The following is a 20366-nucleotide window of genomic DNA, read 5'->3' as shown; positions in this document are numbered from 1 at the left end:
CGGTCTAATTCTATAGGAATGAAAGTTTGGAGTGGTTCTACCGAATTCTCTTGTTTTCGAAAGAGAGTTCTTGCAAACCAAACCTAAACTTACGCCAGATCGGCAGCTTATATAGATTTTTCTGCTCAGTTTTTAAGGGGTTTTTTCTTTGCCCGAGAGCTGGTTTAGAAAATATGGCAGGTATAGCCGATAAGAGAGGGTTCTTATGAAACGGACCGAATTGGAGAGACGAGAAAGAGATCTCCGCAAAGCGCAAAAAAAACAAGAGGCCCTAGATAAACGCGGAGGCGGAAACGGAGTCGGCGATTTTATCGATCAACTTTCCGGATTATTCCGTTACGACGCTACAGAGATCTTTAATACAAGAGACGATATCAATATTCTGGAAGTTTTGGAAGAAATGCAAATGATCCTTCCCCAGAAAAAATGGGACGATGTTCTCAAAAAAGCGATTAAGAAAACTGGTGTTCTAGAAAAAGACAGAGCCTATAAAGAACTTACAGAACTTCTGAACGTAGAAGAAGAAAACGAGGACGAAGAGGAAGAAGTGGGCGTTTAATCGCCTACTTCAGCTGAATGACAAACCGATTTTCGGATTGTACTTCACTTTTAAAAGATCATAAAGTTCTAGAAATCCTTTCCGAATTCTCTCCTGAATTCGTAGGTTCCATTCCGATCGGAGTGGACCTTCCCCACTCCGATATCGACATTATCTGCGAGTTAAAACCTTCTCTCCTAAAAGTTTTAGAGTTATTTTCTTCTTATCCAAATTATCAAATTACTGAAAAGCTTTTGGGGAATATACCTTCTCTCCTTTGTAGATTTCGAATAGGATCTGAAAAAGTAGAGATTGTGGCCCAGAATCTTCTCCCTAAAAAACAAATCTCTTATCTGCATATGATTATAGAGGAGAAGATCCTGAAAGAAAAAGGAGAAACTTTTAAGCTGTCTGTTTTGGAGAAAAAGAAAGAAGGGAAAAACACCGAATCGGCGTTTGCGGAACTTTTGGGTCTGAAGGGAGATCCATATTCTTCACTTTTGGAATATGGGGAAAGGAAATAGAATAGAAATCTCGGGGAAGTCACCTTCCCCGAGAAAGAATCTTAATGTCTTCTTGGTTTGTTGAAAGTCTGAGGTTTTGCGATATCGATATTCAAAGTTCTACCTTTGAATTCGGTTCCGTTTAGACTGTTTTTCGCGTTTTCAGCTTGCTCCTCGCTAGCCATTTCCACGAATCCGAATCCTTTACCTTCAATTACTTTTGCATAAGCTACTTCGCCGTAGTTTGCAAACAGGTCACTGATTTCCTGTTGGCGAACGGAGTAATTAAGATTTCCTACAAAGAGTTTGCGATTTTGCATGCTTTCCTCGAACAAAAAATTTAGGTAGCTTCCAACTCGCGAACCGGGACCCAATTCGCCTTTCCCATAGACTATAACACTCTTTAAGAACTGCGGATTGATTTGAATGATGGTAAAATCGCGGATAGCAGGGTTTCCTAAGAGAAGCAAAGCTCGGATTTGACCGATCTGATTACAATGACACGTGCGGATTTCTGAACAGCGGACCTACAATAAGACCATTCTAATTCTTTTATAAGAAGAATCAAGTCTAAGAAAATTTTTGATGAACTTGTTTGCAAAAAAACAGGAAAACAGAAAGGAGCCTTCTCACCAGACCAAGTGACGTAAGGGCTTGGAAATGAATGCCAATTTTATTAAAAATGAAACTAGAATGATGCCTGTTAGGGCCCAGTAAGTTCCGCTCGGAAGGGTATCGTCTTCATTTTCCCAAAAAACTAATAAAGGAAGGCTGAATGTAAACATTCTGGAAACATTTTCGTAGGTCGCCCAATATAGAACATAACCTCCCGCATAGGCGGTTAATAAAAGAATTCCAAAACCTAGCCGAAATGCCAGACCCTTTTTCCAATCTCCCCTGAATAGTAGATAGGTTCCCGATAAAAGAAGAAGTACCAAAGGGAATCTCGAGAATTTTTTGATCAAAAGTATAAGATTTCGATCCTCTGAAACTAGAGCCTGTTGGAGTTCCCCGAAATATCCTAAAAGTCCTCCGAATGGATCAAAGAAATGGCCCAGGCTTCCTGGGGTCCATTCTGGGAATTGGGTCCGCAGATAGATACTCCAGGTTGCAGGCAGGATTAAGGAAGAAGCCACCCAGAGGCTTTTTCTGAAGTCTCTTTCGAGCAACACTGTTAGTCCCAAAGGGAAAAACAAAAAGATCGCCTGTTCTTTTGTGAGTATCGCAAGACCGGCTAGCAAGGAGAAGGTCATAAATCTATTTCTGGCAAAAGACCAATATGCTAATACGCTAAGCCCCATCATCACTGTGTCAGAAACAAGCAAGATATAACTTCCCAAAGCAAATGGAGAAATTAGATAGAATGCGCTTAGGTATTTTTTTGGATCAGGCAATAAATCTCGGATCGCAAGATAAGAAAGATAGAAGATCCCTAAATTTAGAATGTACATCCCCAAGATAGTTGCATTCATCCCGAACCAACCGAATGGGGAAACTAAAAGTGGATACCCTATTCTAGGAGCTCTGAAACTGGTTTCGAAACCTTGAGGCCAATTTAAAGTAAAACCGGACAACATTCTAGAATAATAATAAAAGATCTGTCCGTCATAACCAGCACCCAGATTTCCCTCTTCTCCTAAAAATACAATCGCACCTGGAGGAGTTTGTTCTTTATTTTGGTCCGCAAATTCTTTTCCAAAATTTACCTGAGAACTAGGGCTCCAAGAGTATTTTTTCCAAACACAAAAAGAGGAGAAGGAATACAGAATGACAAAAACTAAAGTAACTAGTTTAGGATTTCGTAAAATACCAATCCATTCCTCTTTAAGTTTCTCATTTGGTAAAAATTTAGATAAAAATCCGGACATTTTACTTTTCTGTTAATGTTTCTAAAATCCAATCTGCATACAGATCTGAGGATTTTTCGGAAGCTTGGTAGGTCAAATGGTGGGGATCTAAAAAAGATCTTTTATCTGAAAAAACAGAGACTGCGTTTTTGAATGTATACTTAACTTTTCCTAAGTTTTCTAAATAAGAAATATATCCTTTGTACCAAGGACTGGATTCGTAAACTTCTCTTTCTATCGGGTTTTCAGGAGAATTTACTAGAACCACTTGGATGCCTTGTGACTCTAAATACTCAATTCCTTTTTTCAGATATTCCAATTCTGACCATATAAAGAATTTAGGAGAAGATGCTAATTTGATCTTTGCCATTCTGAGAGTGACAAGCCTGGACATTTTGGAAGTTTCTCCTTTATATCCGTAAATTCTTTCCGTATAATCTTTGGAATAAGTAGCCTCATCCATTTTAGAAAGTCTAGAATCGTCTATTCCTGGAATCCGAATATAAGAGATATGTTTTCTGATTTCATTTCTACAGAAGTTCTGAGAAAGTCTGATCCCATAAATTTCTTCTGTTCCGAAAATCCTGGAGTCTACTTGCAAAGAAGAAATCTTTTTGTCAGAGGCAATTCTGAGTTTAGTTATAGCTGACTTTTCCGGAACATTAAATTTAATCGTATGCCAACCAGATTTAGTAAAAGTTTTATCGAATAGGATCGGTTTACCTTCTCCCCAAATTCTTAATGTAGTTCCCTTCTCTTGGAAAAATACACTCTCTTCAAAAACTCCGTTCTTTAATTCACAATCGATTGAAAATTCAGGTTTGGCCCAACCTCGTAGATAAATACCTTCTTCCGGGATAATTCCTGTATAATAATGGTAGGATCTCCCGCTTCTGAGATGATTTTCGACCCAAGCGTCTATTGGATCATACAAGAAACTACGATATCTGACAACTAAGAACAAAGATCTGGAGAGAAGAGATAAAATCGCGGATTTACCCGCTTTCAGAATATCCTTATATTTCTCTCTTAGATATTGGGCAGGATAGATCATCCTGTTTTGGTGCCTTGTTTTTACGGAAACATCATCCAATGCTTTTTCAGAATATTCTAAATTCTGAAAATCAATAATGGATTTTTCTTGGTAGAGAAGATTTTGTTTATATTGAGCTAATCTTGCTTCGCTTTCCTTTTCAGTGATTAAAAAATCCAATTGAAGATCCGCAGGATTTAAAACAAAAAATACAACTTTAGGCTTTTTAGAGGCAATATCTTCCTTATAAAAATAAAAATCGGAAGGTGTGAAAGCAGGATGAGAATAAAATTCCGTACGGATCGACTCTTTCTTTAGTTTTTCATTCATTCTTTCCGGTAAGGAAGAATAAAGAGCTACGCTGCTGCCAACAATCAGTGCACCTTTTTCGTTTTCTGAGAATTCGATCCTTCTCCTTTTTTCAAGGAAGTTAAACCAAGGGGAGGTATCCCATTCTAGTTCGTTTGGAAATCCGAAAAGCAAATTATCCAATACGATCCGATCGATAAAGGAGAATAATGCGATAAATAGAATGCTTAGGTAGAGTATTTTAAATTTTATTTTTTTTTGGTTCATTTGGAAGAGGTATTACATTCGGAACAAACGCCGTATAAAATAATTTCATGAGAATCTAATGTAAATCCCTTAGGCAAATTCTCCATAGGAAAGGGACAGATCTCCACATCGAAAACCCGATCACAAACTTTACAATGAAAATGGTGATGGTGGTCTAGATGACTGATCTCGAAACGAGAAGATTCTCCAGGCAACTGGATCTCATGGATCGAACCCGATTCCAACAGATGACTCACGGACCTGTAAACGGTAGCGATTCCTATATTCTGTATGGACTTTTTAGAGATATCATGGATTTCCTTTACCGAAAGAGGACCTTTTGCGTCACGGATGACTCTCAGGATCTCGCCCTTTTGTTTGGTGTTTCGAGAGGCAGATTTTTTATCTTCTTCCATTCGGATCGGCTTCGAATCTTATCTTGCTCCAAAAAGGAGGCATATGTCAACCCGATAAATCCACTTTTGAAGCTGCTGTCGGAACTCAAACATTCGGGTTAAAGAATTGTGTTTTTGAATTTCAAAATTCAAATTTTTAGTTTTCTTCTTTATTGAATCCAAATAGGTTCGATCTTATGAGGAAAATTTTCCTAGTCCTCTGCTTCTTACTCACTTGTTCCCAATCGAATCATCTTATTTCAGTACGAAATTCTGAAGGTGAGATCTTGGGCAAATACCCTAAAGAAATTCGATGGCTGGGATTCGAAGACAATCTTGCTTGGAGTGACTTGATCCCATTCTCCGGATTAGAGGTCCTTGAACTAAATTCCAAAGACATAAAATCATTGGAAGGTTTACCCGACTTTCCTAAACTCAGATACATTCATTTATCTGGATCTTTCGTAAAAGACCTTTCACCATTAAATCGTTTTGCAAGATTGGACAGTTTAGTTTTAAACCATGAAGAAATATCAGACAAAGATCTGAAAAGTTATCTGTATTGGAACAGGCTCACAAGAATAGAATTAACTGATTCCAAAATTTCTAGCCTTGGATTCTTAGGACCAGGTTGTAGTGTTAGGCATTTACAACTTAAACATACTAAGATCACAGATCTAAGGCCATTGGAAAATTGTACAAAACTAATGGAATTGTATCTAGGTGGGACCCAAGTAAAGGATTTAAGTCCTTTATATGGTCTTACGAACCTGATCCATTTACAACTGGATGGTTCCGACGTTTCTGCAAAGGAAATTTCAGATTTTAGAAAGATCCAACCCTATGTAAAGATTATGCCCGGTTTACGTAAGATCTTAAGCTCAGAGAATGGACTAGACTAAGACTATAATGCAAGAGGTCTTGCTTCTCCAGGGTTTGTGTATAAGATCATATCTCCAGGTTGCGCATAATTTGACTTTTCGGTTTTAATCTCCCCTGTCGTTTCCACTGTTTTTAAAGAATTCAATTCCGTCTTTTTTCCATCTTGTTTCTCTAATATGGCCTTAGCACCCTTTCTAACTCTCGAAAGACGTATCCCCCAAATACTTGTGATCGAAGTATCTGTCTTTAGTATAATCGCAGAAATTTGAGAAATATTGGAAGATTTAGATTTTTTAAGAAGGACTCCCTCTTCTTCTCCTTCCGGACCAGGGGTTAAACGAATATCTTCCGGACCCGATTTCCATATTAGAAATTCGAAATGATCACATTCGTATGCTCTAGTTAAAGTCCAACGATCTCCTGGATTTTTACTCGTGAACATCCTACAAAGTTTGGGACGAAATCTGAAAAATTTTCCAGACTCATCTAAATTTAGTTTTCCTTCGAACCTTGTCTCTTCCCAGTTTTTAGATTCACTCACTGTTAGTTGACTAATCAACATTTCTTTTTTGTTAGAATGATTGAGATAAACTTGTCGGATATAAAACCCGGTTGGGATTTTTTTGATCTCAGAAAAATATTCTCCGCTTTCTGGAATGGAATCAAATGCGGGGATCTGTGGACCTGGGATCAGATCTTTTTGTAAGGGAGAAGGACGAAATCCGCAATTATATCCTAACGAAAAAATTACGATATATTGAAATTTTTTGGAAAAAAATTTCCAAATCTTCGGAACCGCTTTAGCCAATGATCCTTGCTCCCATTCGACCCTGAATAATTATTGACCTTAACAAAAAGGACCAAGGCGTAAAGCTAGTTTCCTTTTTTGGCAGGAAAGATCATGAAGGTTTCGACCGGAGACGGTTTTTGGAAGTTCCCTTATATGCCAATTGGCAGATCTTTATATACCTGTGTATTTTCAGTTTCTTTGATATTCTTTCTTTCTCACTGCGTGGTCAGCAACGATGCACTAGGCACGCAAGACAAAACAGAACCTAGTATAGACGATCTACTTTCATTAGCCAAAGTATCTAGTTCTTGCGGCGGCAATAATACATTCTGGATTCGAAATCTTATAAAAAACAGTTCTAGCTGTGTGAGAACAACGAGGGTAGCATCTGGATCTCATGTAAACATCTACGCAACTAGCGGTTTAGAATCCGCTTTAGATTACCAAAATATTTCTCAGGAATTCGATACTAAAATTTATCCTAAGTTAGGTGAAGCATTCGGCTTTTCCGACGATTTAGATGGAGATGGAAAAGTTGCAGTTATTGTTTCAGATATCCATGATGGGAGCACTACTGGCTCTTCTTTTGTAGCAGGCTTTTTTGATCCTGTGGATTATTTCCCGGATAGTTCTAACTATTCGGTCCGTTCTAATTATTCAAATATTGTCTATATGGATGGGGTTGAGCTGGTTGCAGTTCGTAACTCCGACCTTGCCCAAGGAAAGCCAGACACATTCTTAGCTACCCTCGCACACGAATACCAACATTTAATCCGATTCCAGTATGAAGCCAGGATAATGAGCCAAGGCGGAGGAAGAGACGAAGCTTGGATCAATGAGGGGACTAGCGAAGTTGCAGCGGATATCGCAGGTTATTCTCCGCAGATCAGCAGGATCAATTGTTATAGGGGTAGGAATTCAAACGCCTGTTCTAGAGGCGTGAACGGGAATAGTGTATTTGGAAGTGCTAAGTTTAACTCTCTAGTGGACTATGCATTCGCCTACTCCTTTATGAAATACTTATATATGATTTCTGGAAACGATGCCGACTCCAGAAATTCATTCTTTAGGACTGGAGTCCAGGGACCTAAAGGTTATAGAGCCTCAGATGCAACTGGATTATTCCATCTATTCAAAACAAATGCAGATAGTTATCTAAATTCTTCCCAAGAAGTAAAAAATGCTCTCGGAACAGATGGCTCTGCTATATTTATGAAAATTTATCCAGCATTCTTATGGCAATCGTTAGGAGATGTTTCTCCAGAGTTTGCACAATCCGGAACAGATACAAACGGAGCTTCAGGGTTTTTACAAGATATCACTAAAATAATTCAATCTTTCCCATTCCCTGCAGCGGGCACAGATGGAGATATTCTCAGAAAATTATACGATCCACTTAGGATTCCTGAGATTACGCCAATAGGCACATTAACTCCTGGTCAGATCCAATTTGTAAAAACAGATCGTTCTAATTCAAACGCCATAGAAAGATTAGTATTATTAAAAAAGAATCTAGATGGGGCCTTATATTCTCTGCAGATCAATACAGAAATGAAAAGGACTGGAGATATTTCGGTATCTTTAGGAATTACTGAAAGCGACGACGAAGGAGAGGAAGCAATTGTCCTTCCAGAGTCTAGTGATTCTCGTCCGATCTGCCCTCACGAGTTTTTTAAACTCTCTCGGAATCGGACGAAACAGAAAATTTTTAGCGAATATAAAGGCCTATAGATTAAGGCATTCCAGAAAGAAGAGATTTAAATTCTCCCATTCTTTCTTCCGCAACTTTTTGGGCAGCTTCCATGGATTGGTTCACAGCCTGCTTTATACTTTTTTGAAGTAGTTTTTTATCATTTTTAGCAAGTAAAGAATCTTCGATACGGATCTCTTGCACGGTTTGTTTACCATCAGTAATGCAAACTACTAATTCGTTCTTGGATTTGCCCTCGAAACTTAGAGCTTCGAGCTCCTTCTCCAATTTTTTCATACGAACCCGCATCTGGTTCATTTGTTTTAGATTATCTAAACTTTTGCCGAACATCGAACACTCCCGGTCTTTCTTGATAGGATTTTCAGACCGGGAAGCGGAGCAAGAAATTAAACCAGGCTAGGTCCGGTTTCTCCTAATCTCTCTGGCAGATCCCGGATTTGTTCCGAGCTTGGTTCCCAGGTAAATTGATTGGGGATAAGTTCTCTTAAGACCGGTTCGTCGCTTAGAAAGCCTCCGGTCCTGACTGGTGCGATTCCCAAACTTACTAAGAATCCCATACCCGCAACCAAGGTTACGAGAAGAGAGGACTCAATATTGATGTTTGCCCCAGGTTTCATGACTGTACATAAAGTATCGGTCGTTCCGGGGGAGACTGATTAGAGGATTTCTGAGAAAAAATCAGGGTCGACCAGCAATTTTTGCACTTAGGCCTCTTCGCCGTCCCTCTTGCGATCTATCCGCTCTTCGATAATCCTAAAAAGGGAACCATTTGGGTATTTTCCTGATTTGGAGATCCTACCTGCTGCGACCCCAAAAATATCAGGAATCAGGTCCTCTACATGGGAACAGTAGAATATCTGGAAATTTCCCTTTTTCATACTTTCTCGGATTTCTCTCGGAAGGTTCAGATCTCTCATATTATCTTTAGGAATGTAAATTTTATATTTCTCTCTGGGAGAGCCTGTCAAACGGATCACATCGAACCAGGCCTGGATCTTAGTATTCACAGAACCCACAGGTAGGATATCCCCATACTGGGAAAGAGCACCAGTCACCGCAATATTACAGGGGATCTCTAAACCAGAGAGCGCGGAAAGAAGAGCGAGAAGTTCGGCACAACTGGCAGAATCCCCGTCAATCGGGGAACTATTTTGCTCAAATAGAATAGAAGCATCCAAACCAAAGGACTGAGTATGAGAAAACATTCCTTTTATATATGATTGTAGGATAAACACTCCCTTGTCGTGTAGGCTTCCTGAAAGATTAACTTCCCTTTCTATATTGATCAGATTTCCCGAGCCCAAGGAAACCCTGGCGGATACTTGGTTCACTTGCCCAAAATCTAAAAGAGAAGATTGTAATAAAATTACCGAGAGCCCGTTAATCCGCCCCGTCTTTTTTCCTTTGAGAGGAACTGAGATCAGGCCCTCTTTGATATTTTCTATATATTTTCTTTTGTGGATTGCAGTTCTTTTTTGGATGAGAGAAGGACCAGCTTCTATCTCTGCTCTTCCTACAGACTTCTTTCCTTTATTATTAAAAGCTAATACTTCTCTTACAAAGGAGCGAAGTTCCGAAAGATGAAGAGAGAGTCTAGTTTGGCTATCATTCCATCTAAGTGCAAGTTCCAGAAGAGAGTCAAGGGCCGCTTGGTCCAAAGGAGGATAGCCAGGCTTCTCCCAAGATTTGAGCAGCCCTGAAAAAACAGGAAGCCAGGATTTTTCAAGACTGATCTCGTAAGGCATATGTATCTTAAAATCAAAACTTCCGTAAAAGTCAGCGTCGATCTGAGAGATAGAATCCACTTCTGTTTCTTCTCCCACTAAGATGAGTCTAAATCTGGAATCTATACTTGGATGAAATCGATTGATATTTGTAGAGTCCGATCCTTCCGGAAGAGAAAGAAAATCTATTTTACCGGTAAGCAGTACACCTTTCAGAAAATAATAAAGGTCCGGATCTTCTACAAATGGTTTGATAGGAAGAAGTAAAAGTCCACCGTTTGCTTCTGAAATTTTTCCTGGTCTATATTTATTCTCAAAAGGAAAACCTGCCAGGGATAATAAGGTTGGATTTGGTTCTGCTACTACTGGCTGGTCTTTTACAATCTCTTCGAGGTACTGTCCGAATTGTAGAAGGTTTGCTTCAATCTCTGGACCGGTGATCAGGATATGTCGGAAGAGCCCAGGGTTTTCCAGGGCCTGGCGAAATGTTCTCACCTCTTCCTTATGAAATACTAAAAAGTCAGGCAGTCCGTTAAGTTTGGCCGGCTTTGCCGCTTTAAATCTGATCTCAGTTTGCCCAGGAAGAATCTTTTTTAACACCTTTCCCATTTTCCTTTTCGGCTTAGAATTCCTCAATTAAATAAGTTAGGATCAGACTTTTTCAGGATCTAAAATCAACATGGAATCTCCGTAGGAAAAGAAACGAAAATTTTGTTCTATAGCGAATTTATAAGCTTTCAGTATTTTTTCTTTTTCAGCAAAGGCACTTACTAATAAAAGTAAACTACTCTGGGGAAGATGGAAATTAGTGATCAAACCTTCGCAGCTCAGGATAGAATCCTCAGGTTGTAAAAACAGTCTTGTTTTTCCTTTGCCTGGTCTGAACGTTTTGGTGTTTGGGTCGTAAGCGGACTCCAAGGCTCTCAATGTAGTAGTGCCTACAGAGATAATCCTTTTACTATTTTTCTTGGCAGAATCCAAAATACTTTTGGTTTCGATAGGAAGATCGAATTCTTCTTCATGTAAAGTTTTATTCGCAAAGTGATCTTCGTTCAAAGATTGGAATGTGCCATATCCAACTTTCAGCTCTAGTGTCAGAAATTCTATTTTTCCTTTTCTCAGCTCCTCTAATAACTCCGGAGTAAAATGTAAACCTGCGGTAGGAGCTGCAACAGAACCTAGGTTTTTAGAATACACAGTTTGATAACGAATATCATCTTCTGAAGTGCTTTCTCTTTTAAAGTATGGAGGGATTGGAGTGCGACCAATAAGTTCAAATGAATTTTCATCAAGGGAGGTTTCAGATTGAAAGATCGTAAATTCTTCTTCTTTTCTTATAACTGAAAAAAGGAATTTCCCAGTTTCTTCGTCGTAGAGCTGATCTCCGATCTTTAGCTTCTTAGAATTTCTAGTGAGCGTTTTCCAAATCCCGAGTTCCGTTTCAGCAAGGAACATTGCCTCATGTCTTCTGCCCGTTTTAGTAACTAAGAATACTCGTCGCTTAGAAACTCTGGTTGCATTTGCTACTAGTACATCTCCTTCTCGGAGATAGTTTAATATTTTGGAAAATTCGGTTTCTTCTTTTAAGAAGTCTTGGGTCCTTCCTAAAACAAGCAGCCTACTCTTATCTCTTTTGGCAGCGGGGAATTTTGCGATCTGATCTTCGGGAAGTTCGAAATCAAATTCGGACAGATCTTGGAATTCCATTCTTCCAATGAATTCGATCCGAAGAATTCGGGAACCGATTTTTAATTTCTTGGCTTTTTCAGGCGGACAGAAAAGAGTACCTGAATGCGGATCGACCTCAAAAAATCCGGCCCTGTTTTAGTATTCTTTCTATTCTTAGCTTTTCTTTACGCAAACGGGTTTAGTCGCACAGGACAATCATCCGATTTTTCAGACTATTACGAAGCCTCCCGTAATTTCAAACAAGGCAAGGATCTGTATAGCCTGGATGCGTTGTCTGAAGTGGTCCAGGAATTCGAAAGTGGCAAATTAAAAATAGATCAGATATTCGATCCGGAAGTGTTTTTTAGGATCAAATCAAAAGTGGAGAATGTAGGTTCTTACATTTATCCTCCCACTTTCGCGTTCCTGCTCATACCGATTTCAGGTCTTCCATTTGAAGTTGCCTCTGGTATATTCTTTACGATCAATTTTATTGCACTGATTTTTAGTCTTCTACTGATCGGGAAACTATTAGGAAGAGAGAAGTCCTTTCTATTCTTATCTGCCGTTTTACTTTTATCTTTGCGATTTGTAGAAAATCACCAAAACAATAACCAAGTTGGCTTCTTGTTATTACTACTGATCTTAGTTTCGGTTTCAGTTCAAAAAGATTGGTTGTCTGGACTTGTTTTGGCTCTAGCAATCGTAATCAAGATCACACCTGCCGCTTTTTTATTCTATTTCATATACAAAAAAAGACCAATGGTGATCGTTTACACAGTTATCTTTGCATTAGGTTGGATTGTTTTACCGGCATTGTACAATCCAGAGTTTACTTGGAAGATGAACCAAACATGGTACGATTTGGTTTTAGAAAAATATCTAAAATCTCCCGCTTTACGTGCTTGGAAGAATAACCAGAGTTTAAATTCTACTCTGGCAAAATACTTCTTAGCATATTCCGATTTGCTAAACCAGGGAAGATTCGGAATGCCGTTTACAACTCTAACTGTAAATCAAGTAAAGATTATTTCTGGTATTTTAAGTTTAGGAATTGCAGGTCCTTATTTGTATAAAGCATTCAAGGGTGCTTCGGAAGGATTTATTTTATCCGGATTATTTTTCTTTTCCGTAATTTTCAGCGGGATCTCTTGGATACACGCATTTGTATTTTTATTATTCCCAACAGCATTCATTCTTTCTAAACTTTGGCCGGAGCAAGGGGAACCACTTTTGGTATGGGAGAAGTGGAAAGTTAAACTAATAGAATATAAATCTGCTACGATATTTGTCTCTATTTCTATTTTGGTCCTACTCTTAAATAGGAGTTTTATAGGAAATATTGCAGAAGAAGCGATATTGATGTTCTCCTTCTTATTATATACATCTTTAGTACAATATGTGTGTATTTTCTATTCGGACAAAACTGCTTAGTTGTTTTAGAATACTATGCTAAAAAAGGAAAATTTAAAATATAAACCAAGGGTCGCAGTGGATGCAAGGCCCTTGTCTTATGGGATCACCGGCAATTCCAGATATCTTGCTGAAGTTTTGCAAAGACTTTTACGTCCAGATTCTCCTTTAGAATATTATCTTTATTCGAATAAACCCATTCATCCTGTTTTCAACCATTTAATAGGGCTGACTCCTACTTTTATTCCAAGTAAACTTCCAGGTGTTCTATGGTTGAACTTTACCATACCTTCTTTGATAAAAAAACATAGGATCGATCTTTTTTGGGGAACATTGCAGTTACTTCCCGCATTCGGCTTAAAGGTCCCTACATTAGTAAATTATCATGATCTAAATTTTAGATCTGCTCCCGAGACAATGACCACTGCAAATTATTGGCAACACAAGATCATGTCCCCTATCACTTTGAAAAAAGCAGATAAGGTTCTTTGTCTTTCTCAAAATACTAAGAATGATATTTTGGATTTTTTACCTGAATTAGAATCTAAATTAGAAGTTGTGTATCCAGGAGTCCAAGGTTTCGAATCAGTATCTTCTCCTGAAAAAACTCTTCCTAAAAATTTTCTATTCTCGGTTGGGACATTAGAACCTAGGAAAAATTTAAATACTCTTGTAGAAGCGTATCTTTCTTTAAAAAAAGAAGAACCGAACTTTCCCTACCCTCTTGTCCTTGCGGGAAGACTTGGCTGGAAATCAGAAGGGCTGACCTCCATTTTGAAAGAAGGTGGCTTGGAGAAGGACGGGATCTATTTTATAGAAAATCCGGATGATTCTAAGCTAGGTTGGCTCTACAAAAATTGTTCTTATTTTATCTTCCCTTCTTTGCATGAAGGTTTTGGTTTGCCTTTATTAGAGGCAATCCGAGAAAACAAACCATGCATTGTTTCCGATATTCCTGTTTTCCACGAGGTTTTGGATGAATTTACCGATTCATTCGTTTCTCCTAAGAATCTAGAGGCTTGGAAAAACGCACTTTCCCTGACCGCTAAAAAAGGGATCTATGGCAGAAAGCCGAGTAGAAACGATTGGTCCTGGGATTCCACCGCAAAGCAGGTCGAAAACTCTCTCGTAGAACTTTGGAAATCAAGAAAGAAAAACTCCTAGGCCCTCAAGTATGAAGAAATCCGATATATCCAAATCCGTATGGTGGAATTGGGAGAATTCCGATACGGAAATTAGATCTGCAAAGATCAAAAAAAGTAAATTAAAGATCAATTATATACCTCCTTCCTTTGCCATCTTGGTTTACGGAGTATTTTTATTCTATTTATTCCCTTTAAGAACCTTAGTCTCTACTTGGATTTTCAAATTTGTAGAATTACTGCAAATCACCAAAGTACTAAAACTTTCTCTTTTACTTGATAAAAGACTCTACGATTACACTGCTCTTTTTGTGATCTCTTATATCGCATTCGCGTTCTTTTTGGATCTAGTCCGATTCTTAAGAAAGAATCTATTCCAAACTTTTATTACGGAAGAAAATAGACTCGCAGTTACCAAATGGGGATTTTTAGGAAAAGAAACAATTCGTTGGAATCCGGACCAAACAGGTTTACAGATCCATCATAAATCTGGATGGTTCCGTTCACTTTTAGGTTTCGAAAAACTTTCTTTTAGAATTCATATCAACGAAGCGGAAAATTCAGTTCTCGCGGAATCTCCTTACTTCTTCTCAAAAAATAATTCTGAATTTTTGTCTTCCGTTTTTAGATCCGTTTAATGTTCAAACGTTCTATAGAAAGCCTGGAGTTCTTAAAAAAAGTAGATAATATATTTCGATCCCCTTCGATCTGGGCAGGCTTTCTTTTTTTAGTTTGTTTCACGGTGATCTTATTCTTATTCGATCTTAGATTTTTATCAAGACATTACGATTGGGATTCTATCGTATACACTCACAATATAGTTACCAATAAATATTGGAAAGTATTCTTTAATCCTCACCATATCGGTTTCGAAAGTACAGGACTATTATACTTAAAGTTTTGGTATTGGTTTCATGGACCTGACTCTGCTATGTTTGGGTTAAGACTTAGAGTCCTAATAGTTGCATCCTTCTTCATTTTTATTCTTATGTTATCCTATTGGAGATTGTATAAAGATTTAGTAGGAGCTGTTCTTTTGGGACTCGCTGTTCATTGTTCCCAAGGATTTTGGTTTTATGCTCAGCATAATGACACTCCACTCATCCATTCTTGTTTTACTGCCGCGCTATTTTTACTGTGCGTTTGGAATTCTAAGAACGGTTGGTCTCCCGGAAAGTTGTACATTGCAGGATTTTTGCAAGTTTGGAATGTTTATTATCACCAATCAGACACAATTTTCTTAACATTCGTGCCGGTTTCAGTTCTTCTCGCGAATAAATGGAGAGGAAGAAGTTTCGAATATTCTTATAAACTAAAATTCATCTTCATATATTTATTCTCAGTAATACTCATTCTCACACTTTCTTATCTTTATGTAGGATTTATTCTTTTAGAAAGAAATTTAACTGCTCCCGTCGAAAGTGAAAAGAATTTTGCGAATTGGTTATTCTTATATGCTTCTCAGGAAAAATGGGGGGCCGCTCCGGGACCTAAAAATTATATCATGAATTTTTACAGAGGGATTGGGGACGCGTTCTTAAATTTTGAAGGTGTAAAGAATGGACTCAGGATTAATGCAAATGATCTTACATCTCTCAAAAGTTTTCCCTATAATTTGAATCTAGGGTTTTGGATCGGGATCTTATTTTTAGCTTTCTTAAATTGGATCCGCCTTTGGAAGTCCTACAAAACAGAACTCATTCTTTTATTCTTCTGGCTCATTCCTTCTTTTGTATTCTATACTTGGTGGGAAGGGTATTTTTTTGAGTTCTGGGTATCTTCTGTGATAGGACTTTTGATCTTTGCGGCCTTAGTATTTCGTTCTTTAGAATTCGAGAACTTCAGATTTGGAATAAGATCCATCTCTCATATTATTTTTTTCTCGTATGTTAGTTTACTTTTTCTAGTCAATTTTACTTATTCTACACTTCCTAGATCTGAAAGATCCCATAAAAGTTTTATAGAAGGAATTGAAGATAAATATGAGTATATCACTCCTGAACCGGTGTACAGAAACGAATAAATAAGTGCTTGTGAGTTTCTCTTAGTCCAAAAAACTGCACAGGAGTCGAGGACAAACGAACGAATGCTGTTCAATTCAGCCCATTTTCTCGTATTTTTGCCGATCGTTTTGATCCTAGCGAAAATCCTAAAAGGTACATACCAAAGGGCTTTCCTTCTTCTTGCCAGCCTCTACTTTTATAACGCTTGGCACCCTGCTTCCATAGCTTGCAACGATATCAGGACTTCTACTTGGTACGAGAATTGGATCGATCTATCCTTCTGTAATTTTAATATTAACTTATACATCATCATCTTGATCGTTTCCATGATCGTGGACTACGTTGCAGGAAGATTGATGAGCGGAGAAGGAGTTTCTGAAAAGTTCAGAAAGCTCTGTTTAGTTGCATCTCTTGTTACGAATCTTGGGATTTTAGCTTATTTCAAATATACAAACTTCCTTTTAGAAGTTTTTGCAGATCTATTTAATCAAATCTCCACAGGCGAACCTCTTAAAATTGAACATCTAAAGATCATTTTGCCTGTTGGTATTTCCTTTTATACATTCCAGTCTATGAGTTATACAATAGATGTATTCCGCAGGAACTTGGAAGCTCGTAAGTCCTTCTTAGACTTTGCATTATACGTTTCCTTCTTCCCTCAATTAGTTGCTGGACCTATTGTTCGTGCTCACACTTTCTTTAGGGACTTAGATGATACCCCTAAGGTTACTGCGGAAGATGTGCAAATTGCATTTGCACAGATCCTAATGGGATTCACTAGAAAGATTGTATTTGCGGATAACTTAGCAAAGGTAGTAGACTTTACATTCAGTAATTATAAAATTCTAAATCCTGCCGAAATCTGGGTCGGTGCGTTGGCTTTCGGCTGGCAGATCTATTTCGATTTCGCAGGTTATACAGATATTGCCATCGGAACTGCAAGGCTTTTCGGCTATAAATTCGATCCAAACTTCAATTTCCCGATGGTTGCTCGGAACATCGCCGACCATTGGTCTCGTTGGCATATTTCATTCTCCACTTGGATCAGAGATTATATTTATATTCCACTCGGCGGTTCCAGAGTTGGAGTTTTAAAAGGATACAGAAACCTTTTTATCACCTGGTTATTTGCAGGTATCTGGCACGGAGCCGCGTATCACTTTGTAAGCTGGGGACTTTGGCAAGGGATTATGCTCGGTATCCATAGAGAATATTCTAAAACCAAGGTTGCTATTTGGCTGAATGAAAAAGGCGGCTTGAGTTACGATATAGGCGCTCGAGTATTCACAATGTTCTGCCTTTCCTTTGGATTCATCATGTTTCGTGCAAAAACTATGAAAGCAGCTTGGGCAATGATGAAGTCGCTTGTATTTGCGGTGCCAGACGGGATTTATTCCGTTAAAACATTCGTAAATTACGATTATGGAATACTACTTGTGATCTGTTTTGTTCTTTCTTATTATTTCTCCCGGAACTCGATCGAAACAATCGTGGAAAATAAGAAAAAATTCGGGGTATTCGTTACTGCTAATCTATTTATCATTCTGTTCTTCGGAGCAGGAGGCCAAAACTTCCTGTATTTCGATTTCTGAGGTGAAAGTGAATCCGTATATCAGTTTGATACGTCAGAGAAGTTTTTGGATACCAATCTTAGTATTGGCTCTATTTGATCTATGTCTGCAAACAGGAGTTTATAGGCCTTATCTTAAGAAAGGATCTTTTGCCGCAAACGTTATCCGAAACACTGACTATGTTTTAGAGAAAAAAGCGGAATTCGAACCTACAATACTTCTACTTGGGACCTCAGTCGCCCACCAAGGACTTTCTCTTAAAACTTTGAATGAAACTCTGGAACCTTATGGAGAAAAAATCCAGTCCATCGCGATGGAAGGAACCGAGTTAGTAGTGCAGGACGCACTTGTACGTAATATTCTTCCTAAATTTCCTAAGGTTCATACAGTCTTACATATATTAGAGATCTCTACCCCATGGGTCGACCAAGAAGACCTACAAATCCACACTCTTGCAATGCTTGGAGAGTTGGATAGAAGTCTGGCATTTCCTTTAATTTACGAATTCAATTATAATGTGCGTTATGATGATCTAGGATTTTTAGCGTTTAAGAGTATCGCTTATAGAAGAGATATCCGCGATTTCATCTTGGATCCTTCCAAACGCCTAAAAGATATTAGCAGAAGAAAAAAAGAAGCCAAACTCACTCCTTGGCCTCATGAGAATACAAATCTTCCAAGTATCAGCATGTTCCCGGATGTGAAAGATATCAAATCCTGCTTGAAGATCACTAATCCCGGAAATGGTAATCCCGCTCCTGAAGGTTCTGATCAATTCCATAAAAAAGCGATTTGGGATACCTGCGGCTTAGGAGAAAGAATTCCTGTTAAAATCGAAAGAACCAAACAGGTAAACAACTACTTCCATAGATTAAAAATCCTGCATAATGATATTCGCCAAGTAGGTCTGGAGAACGGACAGAAGATCAAGATCATTGCAGTAATCGCACCATATAGTGAGATCATTAAAAATTGGCGGAGCCCTGAAAGGAACAAGATCTGGGAAGAAGAGATCCAAAAAATTGATCGAACGACTCGCCTACTCGATTACCAAGCGAGTTTAGATGGGCAAAATAATGGGGATTACTATTACGACCTGATCCACTTGAATAAAGCCGGAATGGAAAAATTTTCAGCTATATTCTCCGCCGACTTGCCTTCTATCCTAGGATTGACTCGGAAAAATTAAAGATGATCTTTACCTCCACTTTATTTTTCGTATTTTTCCTGATCGTTTATGTTCTCTACTGGTCTTGGGATAGCCGTAAGTATAGAGAATGGATTCTCTTAATCGCGTCTTTAGTATTCTACGCTTCTTGGAATCCACCTTTTCTTTTGCATCTGTTGGGGATCGTATTCTTAAATTATCTTTTTCTAAAGCCGATCGCCAAAACAAAAAGTAAAAAACTTCTTACAATCATTGTTCTGATCGACCTTATCAATTTAGGAATATTCAAATATTTTTATTTCGTATCGGACAATCTTTTCTATGTAACAAACTTGTCCCTATTCAATACCAGCACGTTCTCTTTTAGGATCATTCTTCCATTAGCGATCAGTTTTTATACATTCCAAGTAATGGCATTCGTGATAGATGTGTATCGTGGAAAAGTAGAGGAACTTCCGAACTTCTTCCATTTTACTTTATTCTTATTATTCTTTCCTCAGTTGGTTGCAGGACCGATTATGAGGGCAAAAGATTTTTTCCCGAGGCTGGAACATTTAAGAATTCATAAAACTGCGATCTTTACAGGACTGTTTTTGATCGGACTCGGAGCATGTAAGAAAATACTGATCGCCGACAACTTAGGTAGTTTGATTGATCCTGTATTCTTACGACCAAAAGAATATGGAAGCGGATCTTTACTTTTAGCCACAATTGGATTCACTTGGCAGGTGTATTCTGACTTTTCAGGATATACGGATGTCGCTAAAGGTTGTGCTTTATTATTCGGTTTTAATATTCCAAGAAACTTCAACGCTCCTTTCTTTAGTAAGAATATCCACGAACTATGGAGAAAATGGCATATCACTTTGGGTACATGGCTCAAAGATTATATCTATATTCCTTTAGGTGGAAGTAGAGGTTCAGAAGCAAGAACGAATATCAACCAAACGATCACATTCGCTCTCGGTGGTTTATGGCATGGAGCAAACTGGACTTTTCTAGCCTGGGGACTTTCCCATGGACTATTCTTATTCGTAGAAAGAACTTTTGAAAGAAAGGGAATCAAGATATTACCTGAAGTCGGAAAGTTTTTCACAGGAATTCGTATCCTTTGGACCTATATTCTATTCACACTCGCTGCAGTGTTCTTCCGTTCATTCAGCATAGGGGATTCTTTTTACTTCTTCGAAAGTTGGTTTTTTCATATTCGCCCGGAACAAGTTACTACTCTTTCTTTCAATTTAGTAATTCCATATATTATCGGTGGGATTATTTTCCACGCGGCAGAGGCGCCTAAACATTATCCGCTTTGGTTCCAAAGAAATAGGACCAAACTTTTACTTGCCTTCCTTTTGATCGGAGCCTTAATTTTTGGGAATTACGCGGGCAAGGGACAAGACTTTATTTACTTTGCATTTTAGAT

Annotated in this window: 20 protein-coding genes; 11 read left to right on the top strand and 9 right to left on the bottom strand. The window is 38.3% G+C overall.

Annotation, left to right across the window (positions count from 1 at the left end):
• The first annotated feature begins 205 nt into the window (after nt 1-205).
• Nucleotides 206-559 (top strand): LB_289 family protein, encoded by a 354-nt coding sequence (locus tag B1C82_RS01585; protein ID WP_086445858.1) that lies wholly within the window; start codon nt 206-208, stop codon nt 557-559.
• A gap of 17 nt (nt 560-576) precedes the next feature.
• Nucleotides 577-1062 (top strand): DUF4269 domain-containing protein, encoded by a 486-nt coding sequence (locus B1C82_RS01580; protein WP_086445857.1) that lies wholly within the window; start codon nt 577-579, stop codon nt 1060-1062.
• A gap of 41 nt (nt 1063-1103) precedes the next feature.
• On the opposite strand, the gene B1C82_RS01575 is transcribed toward B1C82_RS01580, so the two are convergent.
• The 4 genes from B1C82_RS01575 to B1C82_RS01560 all read right to left on the bottom strand — a co-directional run bounded on the left by B1C82_RS01575 (nt 1104) and on the right by B1C82_RS01560 (nt 4892).
• The gene (locus B1C82_RS01575) at nt 1104-1361 is read right to left on the bottom strand and encodes an RNA recognition motif domain-containing protein (protein ID WP_086445856.1); all 258 of its coding nucleotides are present in this window, start codon (nt 1359-1361) and stop codon (nt 1104-1106) included.
• A gap of 309 nt (nt 1362-1670) precedes the next feature.
• On the bottom strand, nt 1671-2909 hold the full coding sequence (locus B1C82_RS01570; protein ID WP_086445855.1) for an AZOBR_p60025 family cell surface glycopolymer formation protein: 1239 nt from the start codon (nt 2907-2909) through the stop codon (nt 1671-1673).
• Between the two features lies 1 nt (nt 2910).
• A complete protein-coding gene (locus B1C82_RS01565) occupies nt 2911-4497 on the bottom strand; it encodes a hypothetical protein (protein ID WP_086445854.1) in 1587 nt (528 codons plus the stop codon).
• Nucleotides 4494-4892: a Fur family transcriptional regulator gene (locus B1C82_RS01560; RefSeq protein WP_086445853.1), complete on the bottom strand. Its 399-nt coding sequence runs from the start codon at nt 4890-4892 to the stop codon at nt 4494-4496. The genes B1C82_RS01565 and B1C82_RS01560 overlap by 4 nt, the downstream gene beginning before the upstream one ends.
• A gap of 176 nt (nt 4893-5068) precedes the next feature.
• Here B1C82_RS01560 and B1C82_RS01555 point away from each other — a divergent pair, with 176 nt between their 5' ends.
• A complete protein-coding gene (locus tag B1C82_RS01555) occupies nt 5069-5773 on the top strand; it encodes a leucine-rich repeat domain-containing protein (RefSeq protein WP_086445852.1) in 705 nt (234 codons plus the stop codon).
• A 2-nt stretch (nt 5774-5775) separates the two neighbouring features.
• On the opposite strand, the gene B1C82_RS01550 is transcribed toward B1C82_RS01555, so the two are convergent.
• On the bottom strand, nt 5776-6561 hold the full coding sequence (locus B1C82_RS01550) for a hypothetical protein (protein WP_086445851.1): 786 nt from the start codon (nt 6559-6561) through the stop codon (nt 5776-5778).
• Nucleotides 6562-6654: 93 nt separating this feature from the next.
• Between B1C82_RS01550 and B1C82_RS01545 the strand changes: the two genes are divergently transcribed.
• Nucleotides 6655-8274, top strand: coding sequence for a peptidase M30 (locus B1C82_RS01545; RefSeq protein WP_086445850.1), 1620 nt, complete (start codon nt 6655-6657; stop codon nt 8272-8274).
• Between the two features lies 1 nt (nt 8275).
• Here the strand turns inward: B1C82_RS01545 and B1C82_RS01540 are convergent, their stop codons facing one another.
• The 4 genes from B1C82_RS01540 to queA form a co-directional block, all read right to left on the bottom strand.
• Nucleotides 8276-8584, bottom strand: coding sequence for a YbaB/EbfC family nucleoid-associated protein (locus tag B1C82_RS01540; RefSeq protein WP_020770064.1), 309 nt, complete (start codon nt 8582-8584; stop codon nt 8276-8278).
• Nucleotides 8585-8640: 56 nt separating this feature from the next.
• Nucleotides 8641-8871, bottom strand: a complete 231-nt coding sequence (locus B1C82_RS01535; RefSeq protein WP_086445849.1) for a hypothetical protein — start codon at nt 8869-8871, stop codon at nt 8641-8643.
• Nucleotides 8872-8958: 87 nt separating this feature from the next.
• Complete coding sequence (locus B1C82_RS01530) at nt 8959-10578, bottom strand: AAA family ATPase (RefSeq protein ID WP_086445955.1); 1620 nt, start codon at nt 10576-10578, stop codon at nt 8959-8961.
• Between the two features lie 51 nt (nt 10579-10629).
• Nucleotides 10630-11685, bottom strand: coding sequence for a tRNA preQ1(34) S-adenosylmethionine ribosyltransferase-isomerase QueA (gene queA / locus B1C82_RS01525; RefSeq protein WP_086445848.1), 1056 nt, complete (start codon nt 11683-11685; stop codon nt 10630-10632).
• Between the two features lie 84 nt (nt 11686-11769).
• Between queA and B1C82_RS01520 the strand changes: the two genes are divergently transcribed.
• From B1C82_RS01520 to B1C82_RS01490, 7 genes are all read left to right on the top strand, one after another.
• Nucleotides 11770-13080 carry a glycosyltransferase family 87 protein gene (locus tag B1C82_RS01520; RefSeq protein WP_086445847.1) on the top strand — a complete coding sequence of 437 codons (1311 nt, stop codon included), beginning with the start codon at nt 11770-11772 and terminating at the stop codon, nt 13078-13080.
• Nucleotides 13081-13095: 15 nt separating this feature from the next.
• Nucleotides 13096-14223, top strand: coding sequence for a glycosyltransferase family 4 protein (locus B1C82_RS01515; protein ID WP_086445846.1), 1128 nt, complete (start codon nt 13096-13098; stop codon nt 14221-14223).
• A 10-nt stretch (nt 14224-14233) separates the two neighbouring features.
• On the top strand, nt 14234-14839 hold the full coding sequence (locus tag B1C82_RS01510; protein ID WP_086445845.1) for an LIC20162 family protein: 606 nt from the start codon (nt 14234-14236) through the stop codon (nt 14837-14839).
• Nucleotides 14839-16224 (top strand): hypothetical protein, encoded by a 1386-nt coding sequence (locus tag B1C82_RS01505; protein ID WP_086445844.1) that lies wholly within the window; start codon nt 14839-14841, stop codon nt 16222-16224. Before B1C82_RS01510 ends, B1C82_RS01505 begins: the two co-directional genes overlap by 1 nt.
• A 63-nt stretch (nt 16225-16287) precedes the next feature.
• Nucleotides 16288-17796, top strand: coding sequence for an MBOAT family O-acyltransferase (locus tag B1C82_RS01500; RefSeq protein WP_086445843.1), 1509 nt, complete (start codon nt 16288-16290; stop codon nt 17794-17796).
• A gap of 7 nt (nt 17797-17803) precedes the next feature.
• Nucleotides 17804-18964, top strand: coding sequence for a hypothetical protein (locus B1C82_RS01495; RefSeq protein ID WP_086445954.1), 1161 nt, complete (start codon nt 17804-17806; stop codon nt 18962-18964).
• Nucleotides 18965-18966: 2 nt separating this feature from the next.
• Nucleotides 18967-20364: an MBOAT family O-acyltransferase gene (locus tag B1C82_RS01490; protein WP_086445842.1), complete on the top strand. Its 1398-nt coding sequence runs from the start codon at nt 18967-18969 to the stop codon at nt 20362-20364.
• Nucleotides 20365-20366: the final 2 nt, after the last annotated feature.

Origin of the sequence: Leptospira venezuelensis, assembly GCF_002150035.1 — a bacterium.
In the GTDB taxonomy this organism is placed as follows: domain Bacteria; phylum Spirochaetota; class Leptospiria; order Leptospirales; family Leptospiraceae; genus Leptospira_B; species Leptospira_B venezuelensis.
This window is presented reverse-complemented; position numbering and strand designations above follow the sequence as displayed.